Origin of the sequence: Enterobacter hormaechei ATCC 49162 (assembly GCF_001875655.1) — a bacterium.
Classification (GTDB): Bacteria; Pseudomonadota; Gammaproteobacteria; order Enterobacterales; family Enterobacteriaceae; genus Enterobacter; species Enterobacter hormaechei.
On the sequence record NZ_MKEQ01000001.1, the window covers coordinates 1,616,268 to 1,641,334 of the forward strand.

A 25,067-nucleotide genomic window follows, 5' to 3' on the forward strand; every position below is an offset into this window, starting at 1 on the left:
GCCACGCCCATTGTCTATACTCAACACATAACAGACAACGGAGTGCGCCATGCCCTTACCCGATTTTAAGTCCTCTGAACCTTATACCCTCGGCATTGAACTCGAACTCCAGGTGGTTAACCCGCCGGGTTACGATCTGAGCCAGGACTCCTCTGCCCTCATCGCCGCCGTCAAAGACGAGATCAAAGGGGGCGAAGTCAAACACGACATCACCGAAAGCATGCTCGAAATCGCCACCGGCGTGTGCCAGACCATCGACCAGGCAGCGGCGCAGTTCTCGGTGATGCAGCAGAGCATCCTGCGCGCGGCGGAAGAGCAGCATATCCAGATCTGCGGCGGTGGGACGCATCCGTTCCAGAAATGGCAGCGGCAGGAGGTGTGCGACGACGAGCGCTATAACGTCACGCTGGAGCGCTTCGGCTATCTGATTTTACAGGCGACGGTGTTCGGCCAGCACGTGCACGTTGGCTGTCGGACCGGGGACGATGCCATTTACCTGCTGCACGGCCTGTCGCGCTTTGTGCCGCACTTTATCGCCCTCGCCGCGTCGTCACCGTATATGCAGGGCACGGACACGAAGTTCGCCTCATCGCGGCTGAACATTTTTTCGGGGTTCCCGGATAACGGCCAGATGCCGTGGGTTAACAGCTGGCAGGAGTTCGAGGGGCTGTTCCGCCGCCTGAGTTCCACCAGCATGATCGACAGCATTAAAGATCTGCACTGGGACATCCGTCCCAGCCCGCACTTCGGCACCGTGGAGGTGCGGGTGATGGATACGCCGCTGACGCTCGGCCACGCCATTAACATCGCCGGACTGATTCAGGCGACGTCCCACTGGCTGCTGACCACGCGGCCCTATAAGCATCAGGAACGGGATTTTCTGCTGTATCGCTTTAACCGTTTTCAGGCCTGTCGCTACGGGCTGGAAGGCATTCTGACGGACGTGCATACCGGCGAACACAAAACCGTGGCGGACGATATCGCCTGGCTGCTGGAGCAGGTTGCGCCGTCGGCCGAGAAGCTCGGCGCGACGAGTGCAATCAATGAAATTGCCCTGCTGTTAAAGCAGGGCAAGAGCGAGGCGCAGCGCATGCGGGACTTTATCGCCGACGGCGGCTCGCTTATTTCTCTGGTGCAGAAGCACTGCGAGCTGTGGGCGACGAGTCCGTAAGGCCGTGGCCCCACTCGCGCAGGCGCTGGAACAGCACGAACAGCGCGGGGATGAACACAATCCCTACCACGGTTGCCACCAGCATGCCGCTGAACACCGTGGTGCCGATGATGCGGCGGCTCTGGGCACCCGCCCCGGTCGCCAGCATCATCGGCAGAACGCCGATAATAAACGACACGGCGGTCATCATCACCGCGCGGAAGCGGCGCGATGCCCCTTCCCGTGCGGCATCGACAATCCCCATCCCGTCCATGCGCCGGGCGCGGGCGAACTCCACGATCAGGATCGCGTTTTTGGCCGCTAACGCGATCAGCAAGACCAGACCGATCTGCACGTACACGTCGTTGGCGTAGCCCGCCAGCCACAGCCAGACCAGCGCCCCGCCGATGGCGAACAGCACCGAGAGCATTACGCTCGCCGGCAGCGTCCAGCTCTCATACTGGGCGACGAGGAACAGCCACGCCATCACCACCGCCGCCAGTACGATCCATATCGCCTGGTTGCCGGTCTGCTGCTCCTGATACGACATGCCGCTCCAGGCGTAGTCGTACCCGGCTGGCAGGTTTTCCGCCAGAATCTCGCCCATCGCCGCCATCGCGGTGCTGCTGCTTACCCCTTCCGCTGCCGAACCGCTCATCGATACCGACGGGAACTGGTTGTACTGCTGAATAAAGGGCGCACCGACGGTCGGCGTAATGGTGACGAGGTTGCTCAGACGCACCCGCTCGCCGCTGTTGCTGCGCACGAACAGCTCGCTGATTTGCTCCGCGCGCTCGCGCCACTGCATCTCGTTCTGCATCACCACGTGGTAGACGCGGTTGTTGACGCTGAAATCCCCGGCGCGCGTGCCGCCGAAGGCGGTTTGCAGGCTGCTGAAGATGCGCGACACCGGCACGTCGAGGCGCGCGGCGCGCTCGCGGTCAACGGTCAGCGTCAGCTGCGGCACGTTGCTGCTCCAGGTGGTGAACACGCGGCTCAGCTGCGGATGCTGGTTAGCTTTCGCCAGCACCTCACGCGTCACGCGCTCCAGCTCCGCCGGGCTTTGCCCCGCCTGAGCCTGAATGCGCAAGTCGAAACCGGAGGCGTTGCCCAGCCCCGGCAGCGTCGGCGGCGCGAAGGTCATGATGGTCGCTTCCGGCAGAGCCAGCAGCTGGCGCTAAAGGGTGCCCATCACCTCATCCAGCGGCGGACGCTGACTCCAGTCTTTGAGCATGATGGAGATAAACCCGCCGTTGGAGGCGCTGGTGCCGTTGAGGATGTTAAACCCTGAAACCTGAATCACATCTTCCACCGCCGGGTTTTTAGCGATGAGTTCGCGCGCGGTGGTCATCACCGCTTCGGTGCGCTCCAGCGACGCCGCTTCCGGCAGCTGGACGCTGGCGAAGAAGTAGCCCTGATCCTCCTGGGGCAGGAAGCCCTTTGGCATCGACATAAAGCTGAAAACCACCACCGCCGCCGCGCCTGCGGTGGCCAGCAGCGCCAGCCACGGGCGCAGGTTTAATACGTTCACGATGCGGGTGTAGAAACCGCGTGCGGCATCCAGCCCACGGTTAAAGGCGCGATAAACTGCCGCAGGTTTCTTCGGGCGCGGACGCAGCAGCAGCGCGCACAGCGCGGGCGTCAGGGTCAGCGCCACCAGGCTTGAAAGCGTCACGGCGGTCGAGAGCGTTACCGCAAACTGGCGGTACAGCTCACCGACAATCCCCGGCAGGAGCGCCACCGGCACAAACACCGCCAGCAGCACCAGCGTCGTCGCGATGACCGGCCCGGCAATCTGCCGCAGCGCCAGCGCGGTCGCCGCCGTGCGGCTCTGCCCTTCCGCCATCAGCGTTTCGACGCTCTCCACCACCACGATGGCGTCATCTACCACCATGGTCAGCGCCAGAATAATGGCAAACAGGCTCAGCGTATTGGCGGAGTAGCCGAGCGTATAGAGCACCGCAAAGGTGCCCACCAGCGACACCGGAATGGCCAGGGCGACAATCAGCGTCGCGCGCCAGCTTTGCAGGAACAGGGACACCACGACCACCACCGCCAGCATCGTCAGCGCCAGCGAGACGCCGATCTCTTTGATGGTGGCGGCCACAAACGAGGTGGTGTCGAATTTAACTTCATAGACCAGATCGTCCGGGAAACGCGTGGACAACCGTTCCAGTTCCGCGCGCACCGCATCGGCCACGCGCAGGGCGTTGGCGGACGGCGTGGGGTAAATGCCGAGATAGGCGGAGTCGTGTCCGTTAAGCTGCGCGCCAGAGCTGTAGCTGCGCGAGCCAAGCTCGATGGTGGCGACGTCCTTCAGGCGCACCAGCTGTCCCATCTCCCCGGCGCGAATGATAATGCTGGCAAAGTCGTCGGCCTGGTTTAAGCGCCCCAGCCCGTTGATGGTCAGGGTCTGCTGCTGGCCGTTGAACACCGGCGGCGTGCCGACCTGACCTGCCGCCCCCTGCACGTTCTGTTCGCGCAACGCCTGCGCCACGTCGTCGGTGGTGACGTTCAGGGCGTTCATGCGGTCCGGACGCAGCCAGATGCGCATGCTGTAATCCCGCGCGCCGAACATCTGCACCTGCCCGACACCCGGCAGGCGGGACAGCGCCTCGCGCACCTGCGTGCTGGCATAGTTGCTGACGAACAGCGGCGTGTGGGTATTGTTCGGTGAGTAAAGACTTACCCCCAACATCAGGTTGGTGGCGCGCTTGCGCACCTGCACGCCGTTTTGCTGCGCCTCGGTCGGCAGCTGCGCCAGGGCCTGCGACACGCGGTTCTGCACGTCGATGGCGGCGAGATCCGGATCGGTGCCTGCCGCAAAGGTAATGTTCAGGCTGTAGGTGCCTTCGTCCGAACTGGTGGACTCCATATAGAGCATGTGATCCACGCCGTTCAGCTGCGTCTCCAGCGGCGTGGCGATGGCCTCCGCCACGTCAGCCGAGCTGGCGCCCGGCCAGCTGGCAGAGACATTCACCACTGGCGGGGTGATCTGCGGGTACTGCTCCACCGGAATAATCCTCAGCGCGATGGCCCCCAGCAGGGTGATGACCAGCGCAATCACCATCGCAAAGCGCGGGCGTTTGATGAAAAACGTCAGCATGATGGCTCCTTAATTCAGTATCTGGACGGCAGCGCCGGGCTGCACGCGCTGCGCACCGTCAGTAATCGCTCGCTCACCGGGCTTCACGCCGGAGGCAATCTGGAACTGCTGGCCGATCTGCCCGGCAACCTTCAGCGGGCGCATTTCGGCCTTACCGTCGGCGTTGACCACCCAGGCGAAGAACCCGTCGCCGTTCTGCTGGACCGCGGCGGCGGGCAGGGTCAACACCGGCTGTTCGCTGGCCGGGCGCAAATACACGTTTACGTTGCCGCCGGGCAGGAGCTGATGGCGCGGGTTGGCGAACTCGGCGCGCAGCATCACGCTGGCGGTGCGCGGGTCGATGCGGTTATCCACGGAGGTCAGTTCCCCGCTGATGCGCTGGCCGTTGCTGTCAATCAGCGCCTGCCAGGCCTGCTTCATGGCGCGGATATCCGCATGCTGTCCGGCTTTAGTGGCAAACGCGCCCTCTTCCAGCGCAAAGGCGATGCGGATCGGATCAAGTTGCACCACCTCCACCAGCACGCCGCTGGCAGGGTTGACCAGGCTGCCGACGTGGAAGTTGCTGTGCCCCACGCGCCCGTCAATCGGCGAGGTGATGCGGGTGTAGTTCAGCGTGACGCTGCGGGTGTCAAGCCGTGCTTTCGCCTGCTCCAACGCGGCGCTCGCGACGTCGCGCTGCATGCGGGCGTTGTCCACGTCGTGGCGGCTGATGGCGTTACTGCTGCCCAGGCTTTCGAAGCGGGACAGCTGCTGCTGCGCCTGACGCAGCGTGGCTTCGGCGCTTCTTACTTCAGCCTGCGCCAGACGCAGGGCGGCGCGCGGCTCGGCGTCGTCCAGTTCGAACAGCACGTCGCCTTTTTTCACGTACTGCCCGTCGCGGAAGTGGATTCTGGTGATGACGCCCTCCGTACGCGCGCGCAGCTCAACGGTGTGAATGGCTTCGATGCGGCCCGGGATCTGGCGCTCGGCGGCGTGGGCAGTCTGCTCCACGGTGGCGACGCGAACGGGAATGGCGGCAGCGAATGCGGGTTGCAGCGTGCAGGCGAGGAGTGCGAACAGGAGCGGGAATTTCATGGGAGTACCTCAGCGTTGTCTCCCCTCACCCTAACCCTCTCCCCAAAGGGGAGAGGGAACTTGAACACCCTCTCCCCTTTGGGGAGAGGGCAGGGTGACGGGGGGCTTAGTTATGCGGACTTACGGAACCTGCGGGTCAGTCGCTTCTCGATTTCGACGACGAAGAACATCACCCCCGCCACCGCCAGCGTCACGAACCAGTAGCGCAGCGGCAGCGCTTCGGTACCGAACAGCATCTGCATAAACGGCAGGTAGATAATCGCCGCCTGGAGCAGGAACAGTACGCCCGTTACCAGCCAGATCCCTTTGTTCGCCAGCAGGCCACGGTTCAGGGAGAACCCGTCGGTGTTGCGGCAGTTAATCATGTATACCCACTGGGCGCAGACCAGCATCTGCAACAGCACGGTGCGGATGAACTCCGCGCTGTGGCCGCGCGGGGCCAGCCAGGCTTCCAGCGCAAAGGCGGCGATGGCAATCATGGTGCCGACGAAGGCCACGCGCCACACGGCGTAGGCGTCCATCACGTGCTGCCCGGTCTGGCGCGGCGGACGACGCATAATGTTGCGCTCGGCGGCCTCAAAGGCCAGGCCGAAGGAGAGCGTGGCGGAGGTCGCCATGTTCATCCACAGAATCAGCACCGGCGTCAGCGGAATGATGTTCCCCGCCAGCAGCGCAATCACAATCAATAGCCCCTGCGCCAGGTTGGTCGGCATAATGAACAGGATGGTCTTCTTCAGGTTGTCGTAAACGCGACGCCCCTCTTTCACCGCGCTGGCGATGGTGGCGAAGTTATCGTCCGTCAGGACCATGTCCGCCGCCTCTTTGGTCACTTCCGTGCCTTTAATGCCCATCGCGATGCCGACGTCCGCCTGGCGCAACGCCGGGGCATCGTTCACGCCGTCGCCGGTCATACCGACGATTTCGCCTTTGTCCTGCAACGCTTTCACCAGGCGCAGCTTATGCTCCGGGCTGGTACGGGCGAAGATGTCATACTTCACCGCCGCTTCCGCCAGCTCGGCGTCGTCCATCTTCTCCAGCTGGTAGCCGGTGACCGCCTGCTCGCTGTTGGTGATCCCCAGCATCTGACCGATGCTCATCGCCGTCTGCGGGTGATCCCCGGTGATCATCTTCACGCGGATCCCCGCCTGCTGGCAGGCATTAATCGCCTCAATTGCCTCCGGGCGCGGCGGATCCATCATCCCGGCGATGCCGAGGAAGATCAGACCGTGGTTCAGGTCGTCGTGGGTTAATGCCTGCTCGCCATTTGCTGGCTTGAACGCCGCGGCGACCATGCGCAGTCCCTGACGTGCATAGCGCTCCATCTCGTTTTCCCAGTACGCGCGGTTAAAGGCTTGCGCACCGTTGCGGGTCTGCTGCTGCTCACACAGGGCGAAAATCACGTCCGGCGCGCCGGTAATCAAAATCTGCTCCTCACCGCCAATCTGGTAGTGGGTGCTCATGTACTTGTACTGCGAGTCGAACGGGATCTTGTTAATCAGCGTGGTCATGACCGGCGCGAGGTGGGCTTTCGCCGCCAGCACCTTCAGCGCGCCCTCGGTCGGCCCGCCAGTGATGCCCCACAGGCCGCGCTCGTCCTGAATCAGCTGGCTGTCGTTGCACAGGTCGATGGTGCGCAGGTACTGCTCCAGTACGGTACCCGGCTGGATCTGCACCGGCTCGTCGCTGCCTTCCAGATAGATGTGGCCCACCGGCTCGTAGCTGTTGCCGTCCACGCGATAGCAGGCGTCGGCGGTGATGATGGCTTTCACCGTCATCTCGTTCATGGTCAGGGTGCCGGTTTTATCCGAGCAGACCACGGTCATTGCGCCCAGGGTTTCAACCGTCGGCAGCTTGCGGATAATCGCCCGCTTGCGCGCCATCGCCTGCACGCCCAGGGATAGGATGATGGAGATAATCGCTGGCAGACCTTCTGGTACAGACGCGACAGCCAGGCTAATGAGGGAGAGCAGCAGCTCGCCCATTGGGATCTCGCGAAACACCAGGCTGAAGACAAACAGCGCGGCCATCATCGCCAGAATGATGGCGAAGATCGCCTTGCCCAGCTTGTCCATCTGCACCAGCAGCGGCGTGCGGTGCTTTTCAATGCCCGCCATCATCTGGTTGATGTGGCCGAGTTCGGTCTCCTGCCCCGTGGCAATGACCACGCCAACGCCGCCGCCTGCGCTTACCGTCGTACCGGAAAAGACCAGGTTCGTGCGGTCGCCCAGCGGTAATTCGCCGTTCAGCGGATTCGTGTGTTTATCCACCACGGTGGATTCACCGGTCAGAATCGCCTCTTCCACGCGTAAATTATGCGCTTCGATTAAACGCATATCCGCCGGAATACGATCCCCCGCGCGTAATACAATAATATCGCCCGGGACTATTTCCGTCGTCGGTATGGTTTCATGGTTGCCGTTACGAATAACGCGCGCCTCGCTGGAGAGCATATTACGAATACTCTTCAGGGATTTTTCCGCGTTGCTTTCCTGAATGTGGCCAATTAGGGCATTGATTACCGCCACGCCCAGAATAACCAGCGTATCAACCCAGTGTCCCATTACCGCCGTTAATACGGCTGCCGCCAGCAGGACGTAAATCAGCACATCGTTAAAATGCGCGAGAAAACGCAGCCAGCCCGGCTTGCCTTTTTTCTCCGGCAGCGCGTTCGGGCCATGCTTCTGCAAACGCGCCTGCGCCTCGGTGCGGTCCAGGCCATTAGCCTGGCTCTGCGCCTGAGCAAGCACCTGCTCTACGGTCTGCTGGTACGCCTGCCCACCTGCGGGTGGCATATTCTGCGAGAAATTTTTTTTGGTCATGGTATTTTTCCTTCAATATCCGGTGGACGGAAGCCGGAATTCCTTTCTGGCTTTAAATAATTCATTTTAAAGTCTTGCGGGTTAAATTGATCTACCGCAATATATTGACTACCCGGTTATTCAAAACTGATTAAAATTATTTCGACGCATTGATTTTTACAAAATATTTCTAAACCAACACTAAACGAGGAGGAAGCATGTTTGGTATTTATCGCGGACGGCGCCTGGCGTTATACATTGTCGCAGCCATTGTTATTGCGACGTTAATTGGATACAGCACCTATAGCTTTGTAAAATTATTTTCGTGATACAGACATTTATTTACATAGCGCGATATTAATTTAATCCTCAAGGTTAAATTAATCTCTTTCCGTACATTATTTGTCGGGGCATGGAATTATTTAATTAAAAAAGGGCCGGAGGGTTGATATTGCTTTACGTTAAAGGATGCCGGACAATGACATTTTTAACTGACGATTAACATTACGATGAAACACCCGTTGGAATCGCTGCTGACTGCGGGGGGCATTTTATTGATAGCCCTGATCTCTTGCTTACTGCTGCCCGCGCCGTCGCTGGGTCTGGTGCTGGCGCAGAAGCTGGTTCAGACCTTTCATATGGTCGACCTGAACCAGCTCTACACCATTTTGTTCTGCGTGTGGTTTTTACTGCTCGGCGCTATCGAATTCTTCATCCTGCGTTTCGTCTGGCGCCGCTGGTTCTCACTGGCGTCGTAAGCCAATAAAAAAGCCGGGTGGCGGCGATGCCTTACCCGGCCTGGATTTCCAATTTTAATGTGTCTGGCTGTGATTCTCTTTGCGGTACGCCCCGGGCGGCTGGTTGAAGGTGCGGGTGAAGATGCGCGTAAACGTCTGCTGCGAGTCAAACCCGTAGCGCAGGCAGATTTCGTACACGCGTTCGTCTGATTCACGCAGATCGCGTGCCGCCAGCAGCAGCTTGCGTTCGCGGATGTAGCGCCCCAGACTTTCACCTTTGTATTGCATAAACAGCCGCTGTAAATGCCATTTTGAGTAACCCGCGTGACGGGCAATCTCTTCGATGCGTAACGGCTGATGCAGGTTGTCATCGATCCATTCGACAATCGTATCAATGACCTGAGCGGAAATCGTCATACTGCTCTCCCCCTCTGCTTCTCGCTTAAACATTATTCCCACCACTCGCGAAATTGTTGCGTGCTATCGCTCACCCGTACCGGCTCGCCCAGTTCCGGCGTCAGCAGCCGATAGTTTTTATCCTTGCTGGCTTTCGCCAGCTGGATCAGTGGATCGTTCCAGGTATGTTTCGCCAGCACGAAGCGTCCGTTATGTCCCGGTACGACCGCTTTGGCATTGAGATCTGCCGAGGCCTGCGCCGTTTCCGCCGGATGCATATGGATGTACTTCCAGTCCTGGTCGTACTGCCCGTTCTCCATAATGGCCAGATCAACGCCGCCAAACTGCTCGCCGATAGATTTGAAGTGCGGGCCGTAACCGGAGTCGCCGCTGTAGTAGACCTTCCGCTCCGGGGTGACAAACATAAAGCTGCCCCACAGGGTCTGGTTACGCTTAATGCCGCGTCCGGAAAAGTGGCGCGCTGGCAGCACATGCACCGTCAGCGCATCGCTGATGTGCACAGACTGGTTCCAGTCCCGTTCATCAATAATGTCCTGGCTCATCCCCCAGTAGCGCAGGTGTGAACCGACGCCGAGCGGCGTGACCACGCGCTTCACCTTCGGCAGCAGCGCCTTGATGGTGGCGTAATCCAGATGGTCATAGTGATCGTGGGAGATGATCAGCAGGTCGATTTCCGGCATGCTCTCCGCACGCCACGGATACTCCCCCGCAAAGGCTTTATTGAGGAACGAGAACGGCGCGGCGTAGTTACTCAGAACCGGGTCGATCAGAATGCGTTTTCCCGCCAGCTGCATATACCAGGAGGAGTGGCCGAGCCACACCAGCGTGTCCTGGTCAGGCGACAGACTCGCCAGATCGGTTTTCACCAGCGGCAGCGGCTGCGCCGGACGGGCGTTTTCGGTTTTACGGGTCAGGAACTGCCACCACGCCACCAGCATATTTTGTTGCCCGGTAAAGCCCGGCGTTGGGAGCGTGTTATGGAATTGCCCGTCGCGATAGTGCGGGGAGGCTTCCACTTCAGAGAGCTGCGCGCCCTGCGGTGGCTGGCCAAATCCGGCGTTCAGTACAAACGGTAAACTGGCAGCTGAAGCAATAATCATGACTAATACCACGCAGATGAATAGAGGCTTTTTCATTTCCTGACCCGCCTACGCGCCCCGTCCGATGGTTTGCGCGGGTGATACTTGATTATGAGTGAGTAAGCACTCATTATAGAGAGGATGATTACGCCGTCAAGAAGGTTTTCGATCTTTGACATTCCGCGTTGCAGCGTAACAAGGGAAGTGTTTCAATCAGGGCTTTTACAATTGACGGGAGGAAAAATTTAGTGGCACGTCCGAAGAGTGAAGATAAAAAACAGGCCTTACTGGAAGCAGCCACCGCGGCATTTGCCCAGTCAGGTATTGCCGCCTCAACGGCGTTAATTGCCCGTAATGCGGGCGTCGCTGAAGGGACGCTGTTTCGCTACTTTGCTACCAAAGACGATCTGCTGAATGCCCTCTACCTGCATCTGAAACAGGATCTCTGCCAGACCATGCTGGCGAACCTCGATCGCACCCTCTCCGAGCCAAAAGAACATACCCGCAATATCTGGAACAGCTATGTAGACTGGGGCATACGTAACCCCCTGGCGCATGCGGCTATCCGCCAGATTGGCGTCAGTGAAAAGCTGAGCGCCGAAACGGAACAGGCGGTGAAAGAGATGTTCCCGGAACTTCATGAGTTATGCCGCCGCTCGGTGCGCCCGGTGTTTATGTCCGATGAATTCAAAACGTTTGGCGATGCGCTTTTCTTATCGCTGGCGGAAACCACCATGGAGTTTGCCACCCGCGATCCGTCTCGTGCCGTCGATTTTAAAGCGCTGGGCTTTGAGGCCATGTGGCGCGGGCTTGCAGAGGAAGAGATCCATGGACAGTAAATCCTTGCAGGACCATGCCAGACGCGTCGCGCTGGAGATGCCTTTCACCGAACACTGTTGGCCGTTTGGCCCGGAGTATGACGTGTTTAAGGTGGGCGGGAAAATTTTTATGCTGATGGCGACCGCGCACGGTCGGCCCCACGTCAGCCTGAAATCCGACCCGGAAAAATCGCTGCTTAATCAGCAGATTTACCGTGGCGTGGAGCCGGGCTATCACCTCAATAAAAAACACTGGATTTCACTCTACGGCACGGACGACGTCACGCCTGAACTGGTCACCGACCTTATTACGGATTCGTGGAATCTGGTCGTTGATAAACTGCCAAAAAAAGATCAGAAGTGGATTCGGCCAGGCTGATTGTTCGTCTGAGACGAACAGAATAAGCGCTCGAATCGCACTTATCTTTTCCCGCTTCGCGCGGTAATCTGCTTTCCTTTCACGCCCGCCCGCGGGCGAATTTCATCACCAGGAGTTGTTATGGATATTATTTCTGTCGCCCTGAAACGCCACTCAACCAAGGCGTTCGACCCAGCCAAAAAACTGACCGCAGAAGAAGCGGAAAAAATCAAAACGCTGCTGCAATACAGCCCGTCCAGCACTAACTCCCAGCCGTGGCACTTTATTGTTGCCAGCACTGAAGAGGGTAAAGCGCGCGTGGCAAAATCCGCGGCGGGCACCTATGTGTTTAACGAACGCAAAATGCTGGATGCCTCTCACGTGGTGGTGTTCTGCGCGAAAACCGCGATGGACGATGCCTGGCTTGAGCGCGTTGTCGATCAGGAAGAGGCTGATGGCCGTTTCAATACGCCAGAAGCCAAAGCCGCGAACCACAAAGGCCGCTGCTATTTTGCCGACATGCACCGCGTCGATCTGAAAGATGACGACCAGTGGATGGCGAAGCAGGTTTACCTGAACGTCGGTAACTTCCTGCTGGGCGTGGCCGCGATGGGCCTGGACGCGGTGCCAATTGAAGGCTTTGACGCGGCTATTCTTGATGAAGAGTTTGGCCTGAAAGAGAAAGGCTTCACCAGCCTGGTGGTGGTCCCGGTCGGGCATCACTGCGTGGAAGATTTCAACGCCACGCTGCCGAAATCACGCCTGCCGCTGAGCACGATTGTGACTGAGTGCTAAGTAAAACGGGCCGCTCTGTGCGGCCCGTTACGCTTTACTGATGACCAGCCTGCGATGCGGATGAACATCACGATCGTTGCCCCAGGCAAAGGCAATCCAGCGCTCTTCCAGTTCGGCGTAAGAATTTACGGGCGTTAATGTCCACTCTTCTCCCACCGTACCGTCTGCCACACTAATGCGATAGTTCATGGTAAACGCCCAGTCGATCATCCGCAGCCAGAACCGTTGCCCGTCTCCCGTTTGCTCGCTGTCCGAGACTACGATGTCGTATTCGCTTAGCACCCACTGGAAAAATAATTGCGGTAATCCGCTTATCACGCGCTGGTGGACGGCGCGCGGGGTGCGCCACACCATGACCTGCGTAGCGGCACCGTGGGGAAAGGTGATTTCTTTGTGAAATGTAAGCTTTACGGCATAAGCCGTATAAGGCTTGCCGCCATCGGTAGTCACGAGACGATATTCATCGCCATAACGCGATTTTAAAAACCGGTATCCGACTGGCAGCAAGAACCCCGGCAGATGAAAATCCGCTGTGCCCCGTGCAAGAAATGCTTCGGTATGTTCGACGTTTCGGGAGATAAGGCCGAGTTTTTGGCTGAAGTCTGCGGAATCAATCATCAGTGGCGACATTAGTTGTTTCTCATGGCGTGAGTATAGTCGACTTAACCCCTCATCGAAATGATGTCGATGCCGTCGGTTGGTTTACGTTAAACGCCACCTTACACCTGTCTCATCCGCTTAGCAGAGCCAGCTCTGATTCCCTGAAAGCCCCTCGCAAAAAACTTACTTCCCCTGCTCCGCCAGCCACGCCATCGCCCTCTCCCCTGCCTCATCCACGGGTAAATAGACCAGCAGCCGCGATCCGTTTCGCGGCGCGGAGTACCAGTACATCTGCTGAAGGTGAAAATCCCCCAGCTCGGGATGGGTAAACAGCTTGAGCTGGTTCTCCACGCCGCGCACGTCGTTGCGCTGGTGCCACAGGGTTTTGAACTCTTCGGATACCGCAAAAAAACGCGCCAGCTTCGCTTCCCAGAGCGGGTCCCCCCGATGCTCAGCCATTGCCGCGCGGAAGTAGGAGACGAAAATCGGCAGCACGTCGTCACGTTTGCCGAGCCGCGCGCGCCAGGCCGGGTGGGTAAGAAACAGGTAGATGCAGTTGCGATCTTCCGGCGGGATGGCGTTGAAATCGACGCCCATCAGGTGTCCGAAGCTGTCGTTCCACGCCACGATGTCGAAATTGGGTTTCTGAATACTGGCGGGTTTCGGCAGCAGGGTATCCAGCAGGCGACGGGTGCCTTCGCTGATCCCCTCGCAACACACCGCCTGCGGGGCTTCCCCCGGCGGCAACCCGGCGAGTACAAAAAGATGCCGGGCTTCGGTCGGGGTGCATTGCAGCGCTTTTGCGATGGCGGCCATTACCGCACTGGACGGGTTGACGTCCCGGCCCTGTTCCAGCCAGGTGTACCAGGTCACCCCGACATCCGCGAGCATCGCTACCTCCTCCCGGCGCAGGCCCGGCGTGCGGCGGCGGCCGCTGCGCGGTAAGCCGAGGCGCTGCGGATCAAGGCTTTCCCGCCGTGCTCGCAAAAACGCGCCCAGCTGCTTGCGGGTGTCATCCTGAAGAGAGGTGACAGGTTCAGACATCAGCGCCATAACATCTCCTGCATGGTAGTGTCAGTACCAGTATAAGCAAGAACTGGTACCCGTTTATCAGATGGTTGATGCTACGACTCTACGCTGTTTGACGCAATGGAGTCACCATGAATACGTCAGTTGTTTCACCGGGTCGCGCGGGCCTGATTTTGCTGTTAACCGGCCAGATGCTGCCGCTGATTGATACCTCAATCACCAACGTGGCGCTGGATTCCATCACCCATTCGTTACACGCCACCGCCACCGAACTGGAGCTGATCGTCGCCCTCTACGGCGTGGCCTTTGCCGTCTGCCTGGCCCCCGGCAGCAAGCTGGGCGATAACCTTGGCCGCCGTCGCCTGTTTATGTGGGGCGTGGCGAGTTTTGGCCTGGCCTCGCTGCTGTGCGGCATGGCGGGCAATATCGAACAGTTGCTTGCCGCGCGCATTATTCAGGGCGCGGGCGCCGCGCTGATCATGCCGCAAATTCTCGCGACGTTGCATGTGACGTTAAAAGGAACGGCACACGCCAGAGCGATCAGCCTGTTCGGGGGGATCGGCGGAATTGCATTTATCGTTGGCCAGATGGGTGGCGGCTGGCTGGTATCGGCGGACATCGCCGGGCTGGGCTGGCGCAACGCCTTCTTTATCAACGTGCCGATTTGTCTGGTGGTGCTGGCGCTGAGCCGTCGCTACGTGCCGGAAACCCGCCGCGACACGCCGTCGCGCATTGACTGGATCGGTACCGTCCTGCTGACGGCGATACTATGCTGTCTGCTGTTCCCGATGGCGCTCGGCCCGCAGTGGCACTGGTCGTGGCCGCTGAAGGCCGCCCTGCTGGCGATTGTGCCGCTGGCCTGTTTGATGGTGCTGAACGCGCGCAAAAAAGAGCGTGAGAATGCCCATCCGCTCATCGCGCCGCGCCTGTTACAGCTGCGCAGCATCCGCTTTGGCGTGCTGATTGGGATACTCTTTTTCAGCGTCTGGTCCGGGTTCATGTTCTGTATGGCGCTGACCATGCAAAGCGGTCTGGGAATGGCGCCGTGGCAGTCCGGAAACAGTTTCATCGCACTCGGCGTGACCTATTTTATTTCTGCCTGGTTCGCCCCGCGCCTGATTGCCCGCTACAGCACCAGCGCCATCCTGCTGACCGGGCTGGCAGTTCAGCTTGTCGGCCTGGTGGCGCTGATCGCCACGTTCCGTCACTGGGGAATGCAAAATACCGCGCTGACGCTGGCCCCGGCCACCGGGCTGGTGGGGTACGGGCAGGCGCTGATTGTAAACAGCTTCTACCGCATCGGGATGCGCGATATCCAGCCTGACGACGCGGGAGCCGCGAGCGCGATTTTGAGCACGCTGCAACAGGCTGCGCTGGGGCTTGGCCCGGCAATTTTCGGCGCGATTTTGCTGCACGGGCTACAAAGTTATCACGGAGATTACACCCAGGCGGTCAACGTCTTCCTGATGGTGGAAACGGCCATGATGGTGGTCCTGGCGCTGGCCACGCTGCGTATGCGCCATCGTCTCTGTTTACCGGTCGTCAAGGCCTGTCCGGCGACAAAATAAAACTGCCTGAATTTGCATAATAGATCCGCAGCCGCCATTATGGGGCTGCATCAATACAGGAGACGTTATGCAGGAATTAATTGCTCAGGTTGAAGAGTTAGGGATTGAAATTAATCACACCACCTCTTTAGTGATTATCTTTGGTATTATTTTTCTTACAGCCCTTATCGTTCATTTTATTCTGCACAAAGTGGTGCTGCGCGCATTCGAGAAACGCGCGCAGGCCAGCAGCCATTTATGGTTGCAGATCATTACGCAGAACAAGTTATTTCACCGTCTGGCGTTTACCCTTCAGGGGATAATCGTCAACGTTCAGGCGGTTCTGTGGCTGCAAAAAGGCAGCGAAGCGGCGGAAATGCTCACCACCTGCGCAAAATTGTGGGTGATGGTCTATGCCCTGCTCTCCTTCTTCTCGCTGCTGGACGTGATATTCAATCTGTCGCAGAAAATGGCCACCGCGTCACAGCTTCCGCTGAAAGGGATATTCCAGGGCATCAAGCTGGTGAGCGCCATTCTGGTGGGAATATTAATTATCTCCCTGCTGATCGGCCAGTCACCCGCTATTCTGATAAGCGGCCTGGGTGCAATGGCTGCCGTTCTGATGCTGGTGTTCAAGGATCCGATACTGGGCTTAGTGGCCGGTATTCAGCTTTCCGCCAACGACATGCTCAAGCTCGGTGACTGGCTGGAAATGCCGAAATACGGCGCCAACGGCACGGTGACGGACATCGGCCTGACTACCGTTAAAGTGCGTAACTTCGATAACACCATCACCACCATCCCAACGTGGGCGCTGGTCTCTGACGCGTTCATCAACTGGAGCGGGATGTCCGCCTCCGGTGGTCGCCGCATTAAGCGCAGCCTGAATATCGATACCACCAGCATTCATTTCCTCGACGAGCAGGAGCAGCAGAAGCTGATCCAGGCGAAGCTGCTGAAGCCGTATCTGGCCGCGCGTCATGAGGAAATTAGCCTGTGGAATCAGCAGAACGGCGAAGGGGAATCGGTATTAAACCTGCGCAAGATGACCAATATCGGCACCTTCCGCGCCTACCTGAATGAATATTTGCGCAATCACCCGCGCATTCGCAAAGATATGACGCTGATGGTGCGCCAGCTCGCGCCGGATGCAAACGGCCTGCCGATTGAAATATACGCCTTCACCAACACGGTAATCTGGGCGGAATATGAAGATATTCAGGCTGACATCTTCGACCATATTTTCGCGGTGGTGGATGAATTTGGTCTGCGTATTCACCAGTCGCCAACCGGAAACGATATTCGCTCGCTGGCAGGCGTTATCGCGCAATAATCAGGTGCTGGCGCGGGAAATAAAGCGCCAGTCCATCATTACCCTTTCCGTGGGCGCATCCGGGTTGTCGATTTTATTCAAGAGCAGATCGACCGCCTTGCGCCCGATATCCCGCGACGGCTGTTCAATGGTGGTGAGTGAAATCATCTCTGCCAGCTCGGTGCCGTCAAAGCCCACGACCGCGATATCCTCCGGCACCCGCAGTCCGGCCTGCTGAATGGCGCGCAACGCCCCCGCCGCCAGCGTATCGGAAACGGCAAATACCGCGTCCGGTGGGTTTGTTTTTAACAGGTTTTGCATCGCCGCCATGCCCGCACCGGAGCTAAGCTCACTGGCATACTCCACCGCCTGATAGTCCAGATCCCGCAGGTGAATGACGCTCTTGTAGCCGCGCTCGCGCAGGCGGGCATATTTATAGCTGAGGTCGTGGTTGATGAGCGCAATGCGTTTGCGTCCCCCGTCGGCCAGCTGGCTGACAACGTGCTGGGAGGCATCGACATCATTAATCCCCACGCAAGAGACCGCGCCCGCATCCGCGTATTCGGCGCACTGCACCCACGGCGCGTTGCCAATCAGCGCGGCCAGCTCCGGCAGTTTCGAGAACGCATCCATGGTGATAATGCCGTCGACAATTTTGCCGGAGAGCAGGCTTAAGCCCGAGCGGGAGCGCTCGATGTCCGAGCCGGAATTGCACAGCAGAATGCGATAGCCGTTCTTTTCCGCCTCGGCTTCGATGCCCTTCACCACTTCGGCGCAGAACGGGTTGGCGATGTTCGAGACCATCACCAGGATCATATAGCTGCGGGCGGTGCGCAGCTGACGCGCCAGCAGATTGGGCTGATAGTTACTCTCCTGGATCGCCTGCAAAACGCGCTCGCGGTTTTTCGCCTTCACGGTATCGCTGTTATTCAGTACGCGGGAGACCGTTGCCACGGATACTCCGGCCAGTTGAGCGATTTTCTGAATTGACATAGCGACGATACATCCTGCGGTTAGCGTTTTGTGCAGGCTACCATAAATTGGTTGCCCGGCGAACCGGGCAATGCGTCAGTATCCTACGCGCACCCAGCGCTGTTGCTGATGGCTTTTCACAATCGCATCAATGATATACATCACGTTCGCGCCGTCGTGGAAGGTGGCAAACGCAGGCTTATCCGGCATCGCGCCCGCCTGCACGGCGCGGTAGAACTGCGCCATCATATTTTTGAAGGCATCCGGCCAGCCTTCAATGTGCCCGCCGGGGAAATGGGCGCTGTCGGCCACGTCAGAGTTCATCAGGCCCGGATCGTCGCTGAGCGTCTGGTTGGCCCTGGCGCGATGGCCTATCCACAGCTGCTGGGGGATCTCCTGATCCCACGCCAGCGAGCGCTCGCTGCCGTTAATTTCAAAGGTCAGGCGATTTTTGCGCCCCGCGCTTACCTGCGAGACGCTAAAGCTGCCCTTGCTGCCGTCGTCAAAGCGGAACAGCACCGAGCCGAAGTCCTCGGTCGAGACCGGTTTGTCTTCATACTCCGCCTGCTCGTCATGAGAGAAGGTCTGATGGCCGCCCGCGCTGGCCTTGCGCGTCGGCCAGACGATGGACAAATCAGCCATTACCTCGGTAATGCGCCCGTCGGTCACATACTGCACCGTATCGCACCAGTGGGAGCCGATGTCCGCCACCGCGCGCGATGCGCCGCCGAGCGCGGCATCCACCCGCCAGTTGTAGTCGGTTTCCAGCAGCATCCAGTCCTGCAAATAGCTGCCGTGCGAGGCAAACAGCCGCCCGAGGCTACCCGCGCGCATCATGCTCGCTGCCTGACGCACCATCGCAAACTGGCGATAGACAAAGCTCACGCCGTGCACCACGCCCGCCTGCTCCGCCAGCGCCACCAGCTCGCGCGCCTCGTCCGGGGTCATGCACAGCGGCTTTTCGGAAAACACATGCTTACCCGCGCGCAGGATCTGGCGGTTAATTTCGGCATGCAGGTGGTTCGGCGTGCAGTTATGCACCACATGCAGACTGGGGTGGGCGAGCAGTTCCTCCACGCTGGCATACGCGTGCGGCACGTTAAGCTGACGCGCCTTTTCCTGCGCCTTACCGAGCGCGCCGTCGCAGAGCGCGACCACCTGCACAAACCCGAGACGCCTGATTGCCTCGATGTGTGCCGGGCCAATAAACCCGCTGCCGATAATCCCGACGTTAATCATGCCCGCCTCCTGCGGCGAAATCATCAAACGCCCGCCCGGAAACGGGGATAATATGGCGGCGGATGAACTCGCTGCCTTCGCGCGCGCCGGTATCGCCATCCTTCAGGCAGCACTCCCACTCCAGCACCGCCCAGCCGTCGTAGTCGTACTGGGCCAGCTTGCTGAAAATACCCCTGAAGTCGATCTGCCCGTCGCCGGGCGAGCGGAAGCGTCCGGCGCGGTTGATCCACGGCTGATAACCGCCGTAGACGCCGCTGCGCCCGTTGGGGCGGAACTCGGCATCCTTGACGTGGAACGCTTTAATGCGCGCGTGGAAGATGTCGATAAAGGTCAGGTAGTCCATCTGCTGGAGCAGCATATGGCTTGGATCATAGAGAATGTTGCAGCGCGGATGGTTATCCACCAGCGCCAGAAAACGCTCGAAGGTGACGCCGTCGTGCAGATCTTCCCCCGGATGCAGCTCAAAGCAGACGTCCACGCCCTGCTCGTCGAAGGTATCCAGTATTGGCCGCCAGCGGGTTGCCAGCGCTTCGAACGCTTCCTGGAAACGCTGCTCGTTGTGCGGCGGCCACGGGTAGAAGAACGGCCAGGCCAGCGAGCCGGAGAAAGTGGCGTGTGCTTTCAGGCCCAGTCTTGCCGAGGCGACCGCCGCCTGCTTCAGCTTTTCCGTCGCCCACGCCCGGCGGGCCACGTCGTTGCCGCGCACGGCGGCGGGGGCAAAGTGGTCAAATGCCTCGCTGTAGGCGGGGTTTACCGCCACAAGCTGCCCTTCCAGATGGGTCGACAGTTCGCTGATAACCAGCCCGTGCGCGGCCAGCTTAGCGGCGAAGTCATCGCAGTAGGCCTGGCTCTCCGCGGCTTTTTCCACATCAAAGATATGCGGATGGTTACAGGGGATCTGCACCGCTTTGTAACCCTTCGCCGCCGCCCATCCTGCCAGCCCGTCGAGCGAGTTAAACGGCGCTTCTGCGCCAATAAACTGCGAGAGAAAAATACCCGGTCCTTTTATCGTCCTCATACCACCTCCTGAACGTTACGCCTTGTCATCGTCATACTTAAACGTGAGAAGGAAAATCAGCGCGATCGCCGCGGCAGCCACCGCCGGGATCCACCAGAATGTGACCCACGCCTGCGGCACGGTTTGCCCCGCCACCAGACGGTTGTAGAGCGCGCCGGAAATCTGCGAGCCGAGCAGCATGCCGATGCCGTAGGTGAACATCACAATCATGCTCTGCGCCTGGCCTTTCACCTTTTCGCCCGCCACGCGGTCGGTGTAGATAAAGCCGACGACAAAGAAGAAATCGTAGCAGACACCGTGCAGCAGAATGCCGAGATACAGCAGAATGCGCCCTTCCTCGCTGACGCCCAGCGCGAACATGGCATAACGCACGAACCACGCCAGCATGCCGATCAGCAGCATATATTTCACGCCCAGACGACGGAACAGGAGCGGAATAACCAGCATGAAGACGATCTCAGACATCTGCCCGAACGACATGGCGGTGCTGACGTCGGCAATTCCGGCATCCGCCAGATACGAGGCGGTGTAGGCGTAATAGGTGCCGAGCGGGACGGAGATCAGCATTGCGCAGACGGAGAAGACGAAGAAGTGACGGGTTTTGAGCAGCGCGAAGGCGTCCGCGCAGAAGAGATCCCGCACCTTCACCGGCAGGCCTTTCGCCGGGGCTGGTGTGTGCGGCAGCGTCAGGCTGTAGATCGCCAGCAGCACGGAACTGACCGCCGCCACCTGGAAGATGGTGACACTGGAGGCCACGCCGGTGACGCCGATAAAAATGCCCGCCACGATCCAGCCGATGGTGCCGAACACGCGCACCACCGGGAAGGTTTTATCCACGTTCGCCAGGCTGTGAAACGCGATGTTGTTGGTCAGCGCCAGCGTCGGCATGTAGCAGAGCGTGTAGCCAAACAGCAGGCCAATGAGCAGCGCGCCGTTTTCGGCAATCAGCGCCCCCGGCACGAACCAGAGGATTGCCGCGCCCGCCAGGTGCATCACCGCCATCACCTTCTGTGAAGCGAAGAAGCGGTCCACCAGCATGCCGAGCACGAACGGCGAGAGAATGGAGGCGATAGGCCCGGCGGAGAACGCATCGCCAATCAGCAAAGACATGTTGTGCTGAGTCATCACCAGGCCAAGCGTGACCGACCAGCTACCCCAGATAAAAAATTGCAGAAACATCATCAGCGACAAACGCGGCACCAGCAGCCGGTGTTGCGTTATCGCCTTTTCACTACTCTCAGTTGACACCATGATAAGCCTCACCCGGAAAAAAGTAATCGATTACAAATTCGCTCAATTGAAAAGTAATCGATTACAAAATAAAGATCCTGTGGATCGAAACAGAATTGGGAGAGGGGTCACGATAAAGGTGAAGGGGTGGTGCGGTCTGGTGCCATCACCCCGGCCCTCTCCCACGGGGAGAGGGTGCAAACACTAAAAACGGCAACCTGGTTGCCGTTTTGCTTTTACCTTCGTGAGAGCTTAAACGCCACAAACAGGAACACCACCCACACCGGCAGCAGCATCGCTGACAGGCGCATCTCATCCATGGCGCACATCAGCACCAGAATCAGTCCCAGGAATGCAATACAGATATAGTTCCCTGCCGGGTAGAGCAGCGCTTTGAACTGCGTCTCGCGTCCCTTGCGGCGCATCGCCGCGCGGAAACGCAGGTGCGCGAGGCAGATCATGATCCAGTTCAGCAGCAGCGTCGCCACAACCAGCGCCATCAGCAGGCCAAAAGCCTGTTTCGGCAGCAGATAGTTGATCAGCACCACCAGCGAGGTAATAGCGCCAGAAAGAAACAGCGAGTTGATCGGCACGCCGCGACGGCTGACGCGGGTGAGGAACTTCGGCGCGTTGCCCTGCACGGAGAGGCCAAACAGCATGCGGCTGTTGGAGTAGACCCCACTGTTGTAGACCGACAGCGATGCCACGAGAATAACGAAGTTCAGCGCCGAAGCGACCACGTTGCTGTTCAGATCGTGGAAAATCATCACGAACGGGCTACTGTCAGATTTCACTTCTACCCACGGGTAGAGCGCCAGCAGCACCACCAGCGAGCCGATATAGAACAGCAAAATACGGTACACCACCTGATTGACCGCTTTCGGAATGCTTTTGTGCGGGTCGCGCGCTTCAGCAGCGGTAATGCCAATCAGCTCCAGCCCGCCGAAGGAGAACATAATGACCGCCAGCGAGAGGATCAGCCCTTTCCAGCCGGTTGCCAGGAAGCCGCCGTGCTGCCACAGGTTGTCGATGCTCGCGCGCTCGCCGCCGTGGCCGGAGAACAGCAGCCACAGGCCAAAGCCGATCATGCCGATAATCGCCAGCACCTTGATCAGCGCAAACCAGAACTCGGTCTCACCATACAGGCGCACGTTCACAAGGTTAACGGCGTTAATGATGATGAAGAAGGCCGCCGCCCAGATCCACGTCGGGACGTCCGGGAGCCAGTACTGCATATAGATGCCAGCGGCGGTCAGCTCGGCCATGCCCACCAGCACGAACATCACCCAGTAGTTCCAGCCGGAGAGGAAGCCTGCGAACGGCCCCCAGTATTTGTAGGCAAAGTGTGCGAAGGAGCCAGACACCGGCTCTTCAACGACCATCTCACCGAGCTGGCGCATGATCAGGAAGGCGATAATCCCGGCGATAGCGTAACCCAGCAGAACCGCCGGGCCAGCCATCTGAATGGCGGGGCCGATGCCGAGAAACAGCCCGGTACCGATCGCGCCGCCGAGGGCAATTAACTGAATATGTCGATTTTGCAAACCACGTTGCAGCGTCGGACTCTGATCCGACGAGGCTTCAGCGCGACCATGGCCTGAAGCGGATGACGCGTCTTTCACGCCCTACCCCTGTCTCTTTTTTAGAAGGGCACGTTTTAACACTTCATGCTGGTGGTAGCAAGCTTAACGCCGGGCCAGCGCGTGCGCCCGGCGGATAAACCTTACGAGCCGATGATCCCGCCGTCGGCTTTGACGATCACCACCGTTGACGAACGCGGGCGTCCGTCCGGGCTGGCGTCTGGCCAGTTCGAAACTGCGCGCGGATTGGCCGGGTCGGTAATATCATCTCCGCCCTCCCCCGGATGCTGAATGTTGATAAACAGCGTCCGGTTGTCCGGCGTAAACGCAATGCCGGTGATTTCGCACCCGCGCGGCCCGGTCAGGAACCGGCGATACTCGTTGGTGCCCGGAATGGTAGCCACCATCTGGTTATTGCCCATCCCCTCGTACGCTTTCTTATTAATGGTGCTGGACGAGACATCGGTCTGGATCCACAGCACACCCTGATGGTCAAACGACAACCCATCCGGGCTGCCGAATGCCGCGCCCTGCATCGAGCCTTTGGCCTTCGGATCGTCGCCGTCGGTGCGCCCGGCCAAAACCAGAATATCCCACTTAAAGCGTGCGGCGGCAGGATCGGCGCCGTCTTCGTGCCAGTGCATAATATGCCCAAACACGTTACTGGCGCGCGGGTTGGCGGCATCGACCGGCGCTTTACCCTCTTTACCGCGATCGCTGTTGTTGGTGAGCGTACAGTAGACGCTGCCGCTGGCGTGCGGATCGACGGCTATCCACTCCGGGCGATCCATTTTCGTTGCCCCCACCACGTCCGCCGCCAGGCGGGTTTTAATCAGCAGATCGCCCTGGCTTTCGAAACCGTTGCTTTTATCCAGACCATTTTGTCCGAAGATCAGCGGCAGCCAGTCGCCGCTCCCCTCTTCGTTGAACCTGGCGACGTACAGCGTGCCGGAGGTCAGCAAATGCATATTGGCTTCACGGTTTGCGGGATCGTATTTTTTATCCGAGACAAACTTATAGATGTACTCAAACTTCTGATCGTCCCCCATATAGACCACCACGCGATTATCGGCGGCGAGCGTGACGGCTGCCCCCTCATGCTTGAAGCGGCCCAGCGCGGTGTGCTTGCGCGGCGTGGAGGTCGGGTTGTAGGGATCGATCTCCACCACCCAGCCGAAACGGTTGGGTTCGTTAGGGGTTTTATCGACGCTGAACCGGTCATCCACCTCGTTCCAGCGGTAGGATTCATCGCTGTCGCTGATGCCGTAGCGTTTTTCCAGCGGGTTGAGATCGGCTTTTTTCACAAAAATGTCCGACCAGTTCTCCTCGCAGGTGAGATAGGTGCCCCACGGCGTATGGCCGTTGGCGCAGTTCTGCATGGTGCCCAGCACGCGCTCCCCCTGCGGGTCGGCGGCGGTTTTCATTAAATCCTGGTGCCGTGCCGGGCCGGTAAGCTGCATTGGCGTATTGACGGTAATACGACGAGCGAAGGAAGACGGACGCACCACCTCCCAGTCGCTGCCCGCTTTTTTCACTTCCACCACTGACACGCCCATCGCGTTCTGCCCCTTGCGGGCTTTGTCGAGGCTCCAGTTCGCCGTGCCGTCGGTAAACAGCATCCCGTTATCAATGTATTCATGGTTCATCGCCAGCAGGCCATGCTCCGGATTTTGCCCCCCCTGCGGCAGGCTAAACCACGCCATGCCGTCGTGGTGCATGCCCGCCTGCACGGCCTGTTCGTCCGTGGTGTTGCTGGCGTCCGGCTTAAACGCTGGCATGTTATTTTTGATCCCCGTCGGATCGCCCCAGCGATAGAACGGACGGGCGATGTAGCCTTCCGGCACCCTGACCGTGTCTTCCGTGGAGACGTCGATGCTGGTAAAGCCCAGGGACACCGCCTTTGCCAGCGCGGACGGTTTTGAGACCGCGGCAACGGCGCTTTCGGGGCTGATCAGATACGGGAATGATACGGCAGCCCCCGCGACGGCCCCCATCTGGAGAAAACGGCGGCGGGAGAGGAACACCTCAGCAACCTCGGAGAAAACGGGGTTAGCGCTGCGGTTAGTGATGTCGTCGCGATGTTCTTTTTTAAATACGGATTTGAGGGGTCTGCCCATAGCGGCTTCCTGTCATTGGCCAAGAGGTAAGGTTGTGGCGACCAGTGTAAGAAGCTTTTATTACAATTTTATAACACGCTAACGACGGGAG

At 59.2% G+C, this 25,067-nt stretch carries 19 protein-coding genes and 1 pseudogene; 7 read left to right on the top strand and 13 right to left on the bottom strand.

Annotation, left to right across the window (positions count from 1 at the left end; translation table 11 throughout):
• The first annotated feature begins 49 nt into the window (after positions 1-49).
• Positions 50-1,171, top strand: coding sequence for a YbdK family carboxylate-amine ligase (locus tag BH712_RS08090; protein ID WP_006809711.1), 1,122 nt, complete (start codon positions 50-52; stop codon positions 1,169-1,171).
• Here the strand turns inward: BH712_RS08090 and BH712_RS08095 are convergent.
• The 3 genes and pseudogenes from BH712_RS08095 to BH712_RS08105 all read right to left on the bottom strand — a co-directional run bounded on the left by BH712_RS08095 (position 1,122) and on the right by BH712_RS08105 (position 8,149).
• Positions 1,122-4,256 (bottom strand): annotated as a pseudogene (locus BH712_RS08095) (efflux RND transporter permease subunit). The gene BH712_RS08090 and the pseudogene BH712_RS08095 sit on opposite strands and share 50 nt — an antisense overlap.
• A 9-nt stretch (positions 4,257-4,265) precedes the next feature.
• Positions 4,266-5,330 (bottom strand): efflux RND transporter periplasmic adaptor subunit, encoded by a 1,065-nt coding sequence (locus tag BH712_RS08100; RefSeq protein WP_006809714.1) that lies wholly within the window; start codon positions 5,328-5,330, stop codon positions 4,266-4,268.
• Between the two features lie 110 nt (positions 5,331-5,440).
• On the bottom strand, positions 5,441-8,149 hold the full coding sequence (locus BH712_RS08105) for a cation-transporting P-type ATPase (protein WP_006809715.1): 2,709 nt from the start codon (positions 8,147-8,149) through the stop codon (positions 5,441-5,443).
• A 488-nt stretch (positions 8,150-8,637) separates the two neighbouring features.
• Between BH712_RS08105 and BH712_RS08110 the strand changes: the two genes are divergently transcribed.
• The gene (locus BH712_RS08110; RefSeq protein WP_006809716.1) at positions 8,638-8,886 is read left to right on the top strand and encodes a DUF1158 domain-containing protein; all 249 of its coding nucleotides are present in this window, start codon (positions 8,638-8,640) and stop codon (positions 8,884-8,886) included.
• Positions 8,887-8,940: 54 nt separating this feature from the next.
• On the opposite strand, the gene BH712_RS08115 is transcribed toward BH712_RS08110, so the two are convergent.
• Positions 8,941-9,282 carry a RamA family antibiotic efflux transcriptional regulator gene (locus tag BH712_RS08115; RefSeq protein WP_032673604.1) on the bottom strand — a complete coding sequence of 114 codons (342 nt, stop codon included), beginning with the start codon at positions 9,280-9,282 and terminating at the stop codon, positions 8,941-8,943.
• 32 nt (positions 9,283-9,314) lie between these two features.
• Positions 9,315-10,418, bottom strand: a complete 1,104-nt coding sequence (locus BH712_RS08120) for a RomA family MBL fold metallo-hydrolase (protein ID WP_006809718.1) — start codon at positions 10,416-10,418, stop codon at positions 9,315-9,317.
• Between the two features lie 191 nt (positions 10,419-10,609).
• Here BH712_RS08120 and BH712_RS08125 point away from each other — a divergent pair, with 191 nt between their 5' ends.
• From BH712_RS08125 to nfsB, 3 genes are all read left to right on the top strand, one after another.
• The gene (locus tag BH712_RS08125) at positions 10,610-11,200 is read left to right on the top strand and encodes a TetR/AcrR family transcriptional regulator (protein ID WP_032673605.1); all 591 of its coding nucleotides are present in this window, start codon (positions 10,610-10,612) and stop codon (positions 11,198-11,200) included.
• Positions 11,190-11,558 (top strand): MmcQ/YjbR family DNA-binding protein, encoded by a 369-nt coding sequence (locus BH712_RS08130; protein WP_006809720.1) that lies wholly within the window; start codon positions 11,190-11,192, stop codon positions 11,556-11,558. The genes BH712_RS08125 and BH712_RS08130 overlap by 11 nt, the downstream gene beginning before the upstream one ends.
• A 120-nt stretch (positions 11,559-11,678) precedes the next feature.
• A complete protein-coding gene (gene nfsB / locus BH712_RS08135) occupies positions 11,679-12,332 on the top strand; it encodes an oxygen-insensitive NAD(P)H nitroreductase (RefSeq protein ID WP_006809721.1) in 654 nt (217 codons plus the stop codon).
• A 27-nt stretch (positions 12,333-12,359) separates the two neighbouring features.
• On the opposite strand, the gene BH712_RS08140 is transcribed toward nfsB, so the two are convergent.
• Positions 12,360-12,962: a hypothetical protein gene (locus BH712_RS08140; RefSeq protein ID WP_006809722.1), complete on the bottom strand. Its 603-nt coding sequence runs from the start codon at positions 12,960-12,962 to the stop codon at positions 12,360-12,362.
• A 153-nt stretch (positions 12,963-13,115) separates the two neighbouring features.
• Positions 13,116-13,985, bottom strand: coding sequence for a helix-turn-helix transcriptional regulator (locus BH712_RS08145; protein ID WP_006809723.1), 870 nt, complete (start codon positions 13,983-13,985; stop codon positions 13,116-13,118).
• Positions 13,986-14,092: 107 nt separating this feature from the next.
• Between BH712_RS08145 and BH712_RS08150 the strand changes: the two genes are divergently transcribed.
• Positions 14,093-15,529 (top strand): MFS transporter, encoded by a 1,437-nt coding sequence (locus BH712_RS08150; RefSeq protein WP_006809724.1) that lies wholly within the window; start codon positions 14,093-14,095, stop codon positions 15,527-15,529.
• A 67-nt stretch (positions 15,530-15,596) separates the two neighbouring features.
• Positions 15,597-16,841, top strand: coding sequence for a mechanosensitive ion channel family protein (locus BH712_RS08155; protein ID WP_006809725.1), 1,245 nt, complete (start codon positions 15,597-15,599; stop codon positions 16,839-16,841).
• Here the strand turns inward: BH712_RS08155 and BH712_RS08160 are convergent, their stop codons facing one another.
• From BH712_RS08160 to BH712_RS08185, 6 genes are all read right to left on the bottom strand, one after another.
• A complete protein-coding gene (locus tag BH712_RS08160) occupies positions 16,842-17,813 on the bottom strand; it encodes a LacI family DNA-binding transcriptional regulator (protein ID WP_006809726.1) in 972 nt (323 codons plus the stop codon).
• A gap of 75 nt (positions 17,814-17,888) precedes the next feature.
• A complete protein-coding gene (locus BH712_RS08165) occupies positions 17,889-19,031 on the bottom strand; it encodes a Gfo/Idh/MocA family protein (RefSeq protein WP_032673606.1) in 1,143 nt (380 codons plus the stop codon).
• Complete coding sequence (locus BH712_RS08170) at positions 19,024-20,049, bottom strand: sugar phosphate isomerase/epimerase family protein (RefSeq protein ID WP_006809728.1); 1,026 nt, start codon at positions 20,047-20,049, stop codon at positions 19,024-19,026. Before BH712_RS08170 ends, BH712_RS08165 begins: the two co-directional genes overlap by 8 nt.
• A gap of 15 nt (positions 20,050-20,064) precedes the next feature.
• A complete protein-coding gene (locus BH712_RS08175; RefSeq protein WP_006809729.1) occupies positions 20,065-21,300 on the bottom strand; it encodes an MFS transporter in 1,236 nt (411 codons plus the stop codon).
• Between the two features lie 215 nt (positions 21,301-21,515).
• Complete coding sequence (gene pheP, locus BH712_RS08180; protein WP_006809730.1) at positions 21,516-22,901, bottom strand: phenylalanine transporter; 1,386 nt, start codon at positions 22,899-22,901, stop codon at positions 21,516-21,518.
• Between the two features lie 101 nt (positions 22,902-23,002).
• Positions 23,003-24,976: a PhoX family protein gene (locus tag BH712_RS08185; RefSeq protein WP_006809731.1), complete on the bottom strand. Its 1,974-nt coding sequence runs from the start codon at positions 24,974-24,976 to the stop codon at positions 23,003-23,005.
• Positions 24,977-25,067: the final 91 nt, after the last annotated feature.